Source organism: Kitasatospora sp. NPDC059747, from assembly GCF_042732955.1.
GTDB lineage: Bacteria > Actinomycetota > Actinomycetes > Streptomycetales > Streptomycetaceae > Kitasatospora.
This window is the reverse complement of sequence record NZ_JBHWGV010000063.1, coordinates 43,376-52,718: the sequence shown is the minus strand read 5'-3', so window position 1 is coordinate 52,718 and position 9,343 is coordinate 43,376. Positions and strand designations below refer to the sequence as shown.

The 9,343-nt window shown below is 72.8% G+C and carries 8 protein-coding genes; 1 reads left to right on the top strand and 7 read right to left on the bottom strand.

The window, feature by feature from the left end; translation table 11 throughout:
• Positions 1 to 144 precede the first annotated feature (144 nt).
• Entirely contained in the window at positions 145 to 1,416 is a 1,272-nt protein-coding gene (locus ACFV4G_RS25840; RefSeq protein ID WP_380444309.1) for a sensor histidine kinase, read from the bottom strand.
• A gap of 338 nt (positions 1,417 to 1,754) precedes the next feature.
• Here ACFV4G_RS25840 and ppc point away from each other — a divergent pair, with 338 nt between their 5' ends.
• Positions 1,755 to 4,514 carry a phosphoenolpyruvate carboxylase gene (ppc, locus tag ACFV4G_RS25835; RefSeq protein WP_380444313.1) on the top strand — a complete coding sequence of 920 codons (2,760 nt, stop codon included), beginning with the start codon at positions 1,755 to 1,757 and terminating at the stop codon, positions 4,512 to 4,514.
• A 66-nt stretch (positions 4,515 to 4,580) separates the two neighbouring features.
• On the opposite strand, the gene ACFV4G_RS25830 is transcribed toward ppc, so the two are convergent.
• The 6 genes from ACFV4G_RS25830 to ACFV4G_RS25805 form a co-directional block, all read right to left on the bottom strand.
• The gene (locus ACFV4G_RS25830; RefSeq protein ID WP_380444307.1) at positions 4,581 to 5,522 is read right to left on the bottom strand and encodes a hypothetical protein; all 942 of its coding nucleotides are present in this window, start codon (positions 5,520 to 5,522) and stop codon (positions 4,581 to 4,583) included.
• Positions 5,512 to 6,033 (bottom strand): SigE family RNA polymerase sigma factor, encoded by a 522-nt coding sequence (locus tag ACFV4G_RS25825; protein WP_380444305.1) that lies wholly within the window; start codon positions 6,031 to 6,033, stop codon positions 5,512 to 5,514. Before ACFV4G_RS25825 ends, ACFV4G_RS25830 begins: the two co-directional genes overlap by 11 nt.
• 117 nt (positions 6,034 to 6,150) lie before the next feature.
• A complete protein-coding gene (locus ACFV4G_RS25820) occupies positions 6,151 to 6,471 on the bottom strand; it encodes a hypothetical protein (protein ID WP_380444303.1) in 321 nt (106 codons plus the stop codon).
• Between the two features lie 146 nt (positions 6,472 to 6,617).
• Entirely contained in the window at positions 6,618 to 7,199 is a 582-nt protein-coding gene (pth, locus tag ACFV4G_RS25815; protein WP_380444301.1) for an aminoacyl-tRNA hydrolase, read from the bottom strand.
• 113 nt (positions 7,200 to 7,312) lie between these two features.
• On the bottom strand, positions 7,313 to 7,900 hold the full coding sequence (locus tag ACFV4G_RS25810) for a 50S ribosomal protein L25/general stress protein Ctc (protein ID WP_380444299.1): 588 nt from the start codon (positions 7,898 to 7,900) through the stop codon (positions 7,313 to 7,315).
• Positions 7,901 to 8,182: 282 nt separating this feature from the next.
• Positions 8,183 to 9,160 (bottom strand): ribose-phosphate diphosphokinase, encoded by a 978-nt coding sequence (locus tag ACFV4G_RS25805; protein ID WP_380444297.1) that lies wholly within the window; start codon positions 9,158 to 9,160, stop codon positions 8,183 to 8,185.
• Positions 9,161 to 9,343 lie beyond the last annotated feature (183 nt).

Genomic DNA, 9,343 nt, shown 5'->3' with positions numbered 1-9,343 from the left:
GCGAAGACCGCCCCGCACCCGCTCCCACCCCGCTACACTCCCCACTCCCAGGCCGTTGACCAGCGGGAATGGAGAAGTCCTGCTGGAGTACTAGGAACGAGCACCCCCAGCGCGGACGGGCACCGCCACCGCGGACGGGCGCCGCTACCGCAGCGGTTCGGCGCGGACGGCCAGCCGGGAGGGCAGCACCGCCTCGACCCGGAACCCGCCGTCCGCCTCCGGCCCGGCCGAGAAGGTGCCGCCGAGCGCGATCACCCGCTCGCGCATCCCGACCAGCCCGTTGCCCCCGCTCGGCAGCTTCGCCGCGCCGTGCTCGCCGCCCGGGCAGGCGTTGACGACGCTGACCCGGACCCCGTTCGGCGCGTACGCGAGCAGGACGGACACGTCGGCGCCGCCGGCGTGCTTGTGCGCGTTGGTCAGGCCCTCCTGGACCACGCGGTACGCGGTCTGCTCGGCCTCGCCGGTGAACTGCTGCCGGCTTCCGCTGACCGTCAGGGTGACCGCCATCCCGGCCGCCCGGGACTGGTCGACCAGCCGCGGCAGCGCGGCCAGCGAGTCCGGTTCGGCCGGGCGCTCGTCGTCCATCCGCAGCACGCCGAGGATCTCGCGCAGCTCGTTGAGCGCCTGCCGGCCGACCTCGCCCATCAGCTTGGCGCTCTGCGCGGCCTTCTGCGGGTCCTTCGCGGCGATCCGCTCCAGGGCCCCCGCGTGCACCACCATCAGCGAGACCCGGTGCGCGACCACGTCGTGCATCTCGCGGGCGATCCGCGTGCGCTCCTCCAGCCGGGCCCGCCGGGCGCGTTCCTGGGCCTGTTCGGCCAGCAGGTCGAGCTCGGTCTCCAGACCGTGCGCACGGTCCTTGAGCGACTCGATGAGCCGCCGCCGCGCGCCCACGTAGAGGCCGGTCACCACCGGCGGGACGGTCAGGCCGACCGCCACCAGGACGGCCACCAGCACCTGGACCCAGAGCGGCGTCGGGTCCGGGGGGCCGTCGCCACCGGGCAGGAGCATCGACACCAGCATGACGGTGACGGCCTCGGCGAAGGCCAGCGCCGACAGCGCGACCACCCGGCGGCGCCGCGAGGGCCACTCCCACGTCTCGGCCAGCGTGTACAGGGCCACCACGAGCAGCACGACGCCGAGCATCCCGGGCATCGCCACCAGCGTCACCAGCACCGGCACGGCCGGCCAGCGCCGGCGCAGCACCAGCGAGCCGCCCGCCAGCGCGCCGAGCACGGCGATGCCGGCCGCGCCGGCGGCGCTCAGGTGCGCGCGCGCGGAGAGGAAGGCGATGGTGCTGAGCGAGCACTCCACCGCGGCCAGCAGCGCCAGCCCGATGTCGAGGAATGCGCTGCGCGGTCGTTCCCACCACCAGAACGACCGGACCGGCGCGCGCTCCCCAGGCGACTTGCTCATGCCTGACAGCCTAAGGCGCAACCCCGTTCCCTCCCCACCGGGATGGCACCGGTAACTTCCCCAGACCTTCAAGTGGTCCAGACCACATGGCGGCCGCGGTGATCCTGTCCGCCATCCGGCCACCTCGCGGACACCGACCTCCCCGACACCTATGCTGGTCGCGTCGGACAGCGCGGTCCGCACGCGTCACACCTGCCACACGCGGGCGGACCTGTGACGATGAGCCGTTGCCGAACCCCACCACCACAGGGAGCCCAGCCGTGACCGCTCCGGTCCCCAACCCGGCGGACAGCCCCACCTCCGTCGCCGCCGCCGGCCCAGACGCAGACAACGCGGCCCTGCGCGCGGACATCCGCCGCCTCGGCGACCTGCTCGGCGAAACGCTGGTCCGTCAGGAGGGCCCCCAGCTGCTGGGCCTGGTCGAACAGGTCCGCCTGCTCAGCCGCACGGACGGCGAGGCCACCGCCGAACTCCTCTCCGGCATCGACCTGGATACCGCGGCGAAGCTCGTCCGCGCCTTCTCCACCTACTTCCACCTCGCCAACGTCACCGAGCAGGTGCACCGCGGCCGGGAGTTCGCCACCCGCCGCGCCCGGGAGGGCTCGCTGCTCGCGCAGACCGCCGACCAGCTCGCCGACGCCGACCCCAAGCACCTCCAGGACACCCTGGCCCACCTCGCGGTCCGGCCGGTCTTCACCGCGCACCCCACCGAGGCCGCCCGGCGCAGCGTCCTCAACAAGCTCCGCCGGATCGGCGAACTCCTCGAACGCATCCACCGCGAGCAGCTCAGCTCCGGCCTCGCCGCCGCCGACCCGGCCACCACCCCCGACCGGGCCGCCACGCGCCGCACCTCCCTGCAGCGCTCCGCCGACCGCCGCCTGGCCGAGGTCATCGACCTGCTCTGGCAGACCGACGAGCTGCGCATCGCCCGCCCCGAGCCCACCGACGAGGCCCGCAACGCCGTCTACTACCTGGACGAGCTCTACCGCGAGGCCGTCCCCGAGGTCCTGGAGGAGCTGCAGGAGGAGCTCGCCCGGGTCGGCCTCAGCCTGCCCGACGGCGTCCGCCCGCTCACCTTCGGCACCTGGATCGGCGGCGACCGCGACGGAAACCCCAACGTCACCCCGCAGGTCACCTGGGACGTCCTCAACCTCCAGCACGAGTACGGCATCAAGGACGCGCTCGCCGCGATCGACGACCTGCGCAACACGCTCTCCACCTCCGAGCGCCTGGCCGGCGCCTCGGCCGAGCTCCTCGCCTCGCTCAACACCGACCTGCACCTGCTCCCCGAACTCAGCCCGCGCTACAAGCGGATGAACGCCGAGGAGCCCTACCGCCTCAAGGCCACCTGCATCCGGCTCAAGCTGGAGAACACCCGCGAGCGCCTGGCCGGCGGCACCCCGCACGTCGAGGGCCGCGACTACCTCGGCACCCGCGAACTCGTCGCCGACCTGCGCCTGATCCAGGAATCGCTGCGCGCCCACCGCGGCGAGCTCATCGCCGACGGCCGCCTCGCCCGCGCGATCCGCACCATCGAGGCCTTCGGCCTCCAGCTCGCCACCATGGACGTCCGCGAGCACGCCGAGGCCCACCACCACGCGCTCGGCCAGCTCTTCGACCGCCTCGGCGAGGAGGCCTGGCGCTACGCCGACATGCCCCGCGAGTACCGCCAGCGGCTGCTCGCCAAGGAGCTCCGCTCGCGCCGCCCGCTCGCCCCCACCCCGGCCCCGCTGGACGAGGCCGGCACCAAGACCCTCGGCGTCTTCAACACCATCCGCCAGGGCTTCGAGCGCTTCGGCGACGAGATCGTCGAGAGCTACATCATCTCCATGTGCCAGGGCGCCGACGACGTCTTCGCCGCCACCGTCCTGGCCCGCGAGGCGGGCCTGATCGACCTGCACGCCGGCATCGCCAAGATCGGCATCGTGCCGCTCCTGGAGACCACCGACGAGCTCCAGCAGGCCGACCGCATCCTCGACGAGATGCTCTCCGACCCCTCCTACCGGCTGCTCGTCTCGCTGCGCGGCGACGTCCAGGAGGTCATGCTCGGCTACTCCGACTCCTCCAAGTTCGGCGGCATCACCACCTCCCAGTGGGAGATCCACCGCGCCCAGCGCCGGCTGCGCGACGTCGCCCACCGCTACGGCATCCGGCTGCGCCTGTTCCACGGCCGCGGCGGCACCGTCGGCCGCGGCGGCGGCCCCTCGCACGAGGCCATCCTGGCCCAGCCGTGGGGCACCCTGGAGGGCGAGATCAAGGTCACCGAGCAGGGCGAGGTCATCTCCGACAAGTACCTGCTGCCCTCCCTCGCCCGGGAGAACCTCGAACTGACGATCTCCGCGACGCTCTCCGCCTCCGCGCTGCACACCGCCCCGCGCCAGGCCCCCGAGGAGCTGGCCCGCTGGGACGCCGCGATGGACCGGGTGTCCGAGGCCGCCCACACCGCCTACCGCGCCCTGGTCGAGCAGGAGGACCTGCCGAAGTACTTCTTCGCCTCGACCCCGGTCGACCAGCTCGCCTCCCTGCACCTGGGCTCCCGCCCGTCCCGCCGCCCCGACTCCGGCGCCGGCCTGGACGGACTGCGCGCCATCCCGTGGGTGTTCGGCTGGACCCAGTCCCGCCAGATCGTCCCCGGCTGGTACGGCGTCGGCTCCGGCCTCGCCGCCGCCCGCGAGGCCGGCCTCGGCGACGTGCTGGACGAGATGCACGGGCAGTGGCACTTCTTCCGCAACTTCCTGTCCAACGTCGCCATGACGCTGGCCAAGACCGACCTGCGGATCGCCCGCCACTACGTCGAGCAGCTGGTGCCGGCCGACCTCCAGCACGTCTTCGACCAGATCGTCGCCGAGCACGAGCTCACCCTGCGCGAGGTGCTGCGGCTCACCGGCGAGGGCGAACTGCTGGAGCACAACCCGGTGCTGAAGCAGACCTTCACCGTCCGCGACGCCTACCTCGACCCGATCTCCTACCTCCAGGTCGCCCTGCTGCGCCGCCAGCGCGAGGAGGTCACGGCCGGACGCCAGGAGGACCCGCTGCGCGCCCGCGCGCTCCTGCTGACCGTCAACGGCATCGCCGCCGGCCTGCGCAACACCGGCTGACGGCAGACGCGTTGAAGGGGCCGGTGTCCACCCCCGTCGGACACCGGCCCCTTCGTCTGCGCTCCTCTAGCGGACCTCGGCCACCTTGGAGCCGTACTTCGCCTTGATCTGCGCCCCGGCGGACTCCCACTGCGGAGTGTCGACCACCACTCCGGAGCCGTCGTTGGCGACCTGCACGAACTCCAGCTGCACGCCCTTGTCCTTCCAGTAGGCGCGGTCCCCGTCGATCCGGTCCTGGAGCTCCCGCAGTTCGGCGTACGAGCCGACCGCGGCGGTGAACTGCAGCTTGACGGTGGGCCAGTCGGCCAGTGCTCGCGTCACGGCGTCGTCCAGGGCGCCGTCGCCCGGGACGCGCATCACGTAGAGGGTGTTCAGGCCGGGGTCGCGGCAGACGCCGAAGTAGTGGTCCGCGTAGCTCTCCGTCCCCACCTTGTCGACGGCCTCGCTCGCGCGCGCGAGGTCGAACTGCAGCAGCTGGGCCGACGACAGCGTCGACGGCGAGCCCGTCGACGGCAGGCCCGACCGCGGTGTGAACGACGGCGGGGTGAACGGGGGCGGGGTGAACGGGGGCGGGGTGAGCGACGGCGAGACCGGCGGCGTCGTCGACGTCGGTGTGATCCTCGGCGGGCCCGTCGGCAGGTCGGTCGGGTGCCAGTGCTGGCCCGGCGTCCGCAGCGAGGACGGCCCCGCGTCGCACCCGAAGACCATCCGCCCCTTGCCGGAGTTCCGCCCGGCCGACGGCGACGCCGCCCCTCCCGTCGGCGCCCCGGCCGGCCCTCCGCCCACGCGCTCGTCCGAGGCCGTCCCCCCGCCGCCCAGCTGCGTCAGCGCCCCCGCGCCGACGGCCAGCACCGCGACCGCCGTCACGCCCCGCACCGCGCCCTGCTGCCGTGCCCGCCGCCGCCCGGCCGCCTTGAGCGCGGCCAGCGGCGGGCTGCCGCCGACCGCCGACGCCCGCAGCCCGAGCCGGCGGGCCAGCTCCTCCTCAAACCCGTCCTCAGCGCTCACGTCCCACCAACTCCTTAGCCGGTTCCAGTTCCTGCCGAAGCGTCCTGACCGCCCGCGCCAGGTGGGTCTTGGCCGTCGCCACCGTGCAGCCCAGCTCCTCCGCCACCTGCGCCACCGGCAGGTCGAGGTAGTACCGCAGCACCACCGCCGCGCGCTGGCGCCGCGGCAGCGCCCCCAGGGCCGCCGCCAACTCCTCGTCCCGCTCGGCCTCCTGGGCCGCCGGCCCGTCCGGCAGCGCGGAGGTCAGCACCTCGCGCCTGGTCCGGCGCCACCGCGAGACGTGCGTGCGGATCATCGTCCGGCGCACGTACCCCTCCGTCGCCGCCGGCTCCCGGATGGCCGACCGCTTGGCGTACACCCGCGCCAACGCGTCGTGCAGCAGGTCCCGGGCGTCGTGGACGTCGCCGGTGATCAGGAAGGCACCGCGCAGCAGCGCCTGGTACCGCGCCGCGACGAACTCGTCGAACGGGTCCCCGTCGACGCCCCCCGGGCTCATCGATTCGCGCTTCATACCCACAGGACGCCCCGCCCGCCGGAAACGGATGACAAGTCGGCGCCCGGGATTCCGGGCACGCGAAAGGGCCGGGGTCCACGTGCGTGGACCCCGGCCCGTGAGCCGTTCTTCCCCCTACTCGGGCGATCCGCCGGCGCGGTGGCGCTTGAGCCACAGCGCGGCACCGCCGGCCACGACCACCAGCCCGCCGCCGACCGCCAGCAGCCCGGCGTCCGGCCCGACCGAATCGCCGAGCACCGGCGCGAACTGCGCGGCCGCCGGCTCCGGCGACGCCGCCTGGTCGGGCTCCGCCACCGGATCGGCGTGTGCCACGCCGCTGGACAGCAGCATCCCCGCCGCCCCCAGCGCACCGGCCGTGCCGATCCGCCGGCCGAACCGCCGCAACCGCATCACCCGGATCCGCCGCAGTCGGCGGACCGGACGCAATCTCCGCATCGAGCAACTCCCCAGGACCCGTTCGCGTACCGGGACCGACGCTATCCGATCGCGCACGGGGTTCTCACACCTATTCAGGTGTGGAACGTCAAGCGTTGTACGACTGTTGCCGACCCGGCGCGCCGCCTCGACCCCCGGTCACGCCGTCAGGAGTTGTACGTCCCCTGCGCCCGCTCCAGGCCCTCCGACAGCAGAGCCTCCACCGCGTCCGCCGAGCGGTCGACGAACCACTCCAGCTCCTTGCGCTCGGCACCGGAGAAGTCCTTGAGGACGAAGTCCGCGACCTCCATCCGGCCCGGCGGGCGGCCGATGCCGCAGCGGATCCGGTGGTAGTCGGGCCCGAGCGACTTGGTGATCGACTTCAGGCCGTTGTGCCCGTTGTCGCCGCCGCCGAGCTTGAGCCGCAGCGCCGCGTAGTCGATGTCCAGCTCGTCGTGGACCGCCACGATCCCGGCCGCCGGGACCTTGTAGAAGTCGCGCAGCGCCGTCACCGGACCGCCGGACAGGTTCATGAACGACATCGGCTTGGCGAGCACGACCCGCTTGCCGACCAGCCGCCCCTCGGCGACCTGCGCCCGGCTCTTGTGCGCCTTGAACTTGGCGCCCATCCGCTGCGCCAGCAGGTCGACCACCATGAAGCCGATGTTGTGCCGGTTCCGGGCGTACTGCTCGCCCGGGTTCCCCAGCCCCACGACCAGCCACGGCCCTTCGTACGCTTCTTCCGCCATGTCCCTACTCCTCGCCCTCGCGCTCCACGCCATCTTCCCGGACACACCGCTGCCCCGGCCGCTCCAGAGGGAGCGACCGGGGCAGCGGTCTCAAGCAGTCGTCAGCGCGAGGCTCAGGCCTCGGCGCCCTCGGCCTCGGCGGCCTCGTCCTCGGCCGGGGCGGCCTGGGCGCCGATGACCTGCAGCACGACGGCGTCGGCGTCGACGGCCAGGGTGACGCCGGCCGGCAGGACGATGTCCTTGGCGTGGATGGAGGCACCGGCCTCCAGGCCCTCGACCGAGACGGTGACGGACTCGGGCAGGTGGGTGGCCTCGGCCTCGATCGGCAGCGCGTTGAGGACGTGCTCCAGCAGGTTGCCGCCCGGGGCCAGCTCGCCCTCGGTGAGGACCGGGATCTCGACGGTGACCTTCTCGCCGCGCTTCACGAGCAGCAGGTCGACGTGCTCGATGGTGCGCTTGATGGCCTCGCGCTGGACGGCCTTCGGCAGGACGTACTCGTCCTTGCCCTCGATCGGGACGACCAGCAGGGCGTTCGGGGTCTTGAGGGCCATCATCAGGTCGTGGCCGGGCAGGTTCAGGTGAACCGGGGCGTGGCCGTGGCCGTAGACGACACCGGGGACGAAGCCGGCGCGGCGGGCGCGGCGGGCGGCACCCTTGCCGAACTCGGAACGGGTCTCAGCGGCAAGGCGGATCTCGGACACGACTGCACTCCTCGTGAAGAACGGCGCGGGGGTGCAGGCAACGCGAAAAACCGCCGGGACCACACCCTCAGTACGTTGGGGGTCACTCGGCGGCAACGACCTCTGCCAGGGTCCGGGGAACCGGCACCGGCAGCGCGTCGATCACGGAGCGGGCACCCGTCGAGCGGGCACACGGCATCCCTCGCCGAGCAGTTTCACGAGTCTAACCGCACCTGTGCCCTCCCGCGAAATCGACGGCGGCCCCGGCCCGTTCCGGACCGGGGCCGCCTGCGCGGGCCTTCGTCAGTGCACGCCCTCGAAGAGGCTCGTGACCGAACCCTCCTCGAACACCTCGCGGATCGCGGCGGCGATCGACGGGGCGATGGACAGCGTGGTGATCTTGTCCAGCTGGAGCTGGGCGGGGGTCGGCAGCGTGTTGGTGAACACGAACTCGCTGACCCGGGAGTTCTTCAGGCGGTCCGCGGCCGGGCCCGAGAGCACGCCGTGGGTGGCGGCGACCAGGACGTCCGCGGCGCCGTTGTCGAACAGCGCGTCGGCGGCGGCGCAGATCGTGCCGGCGGTGTCGATCATGTCGTCGACCAGGACGCAGACCCGGCCCTTGACGTCACCGACGACCTCGGCCGACAGGATCGTGTTGGCCTGGGTCATGTCGCGGCGCTTGTGGATGATCGCCAGCGGCGCGTCCAGGCGGTCGCACCACTGGTCGGCCACCTTCACCCGGCCGGCGTCCGGCGAGACGATCGTCAGCTTGTCGCGGTCGACCCGCTCGCCCACGTAGTCGGCCAGCAGCGGCAGCGCGAACAGGTGGTCGACCGGGCCGTCGAAGAAGCCCTGGATCTGCGCGGTGTGCAGGTCCACGGCCATCAGGCGGTCGGCGCCGGCCTGGCGCAGCAGGTCGGCAACCAGGCGGGCCGAGATGGGCTCGCGGCCGAGGTGCTTCTTGTCCTGGCGGGCGTAGCCGTAGAACGGCAGGATCGCGGTGATGCTCTTGGCGGAGGCCCGCTTCAGAGCGTCGATCATGATCAGCTGCTCCATGATCCACTGGTTGATGGGAGCCGTGTGGCTCTGCATCACGAAGCAGTCCGCACCGCGCGCGGAGTCCAGGAAGCGGACGTAGATCTCGCCGTTGGCGAAGTCCAGGGCCTTGGTCGGAACCAGCTCGGTCCCCAGCGCCGCGGCCACCTCCTTCGCCAGCTCCGGGTGGGCACGGCCGGAGAAGAGCTTCAGCTTCTTCTCACCCGACGTCGTGATCCCGCTCACTGCACCGTCTCCTCGCGTTTGCGGACGCTGAACCCCGACCATCCAACGCGAGCAGGCGCAGCCCGCACGCAAGATGGGTTCGGGGAATGTCGGTACGCCTGGACACGGGCGGTAAGCCCAGTGGCGCACGTATGTCCCCAAGGTTACGCGCCCGCGCAGAAACCGTCCGCCCCGGGACCGCCC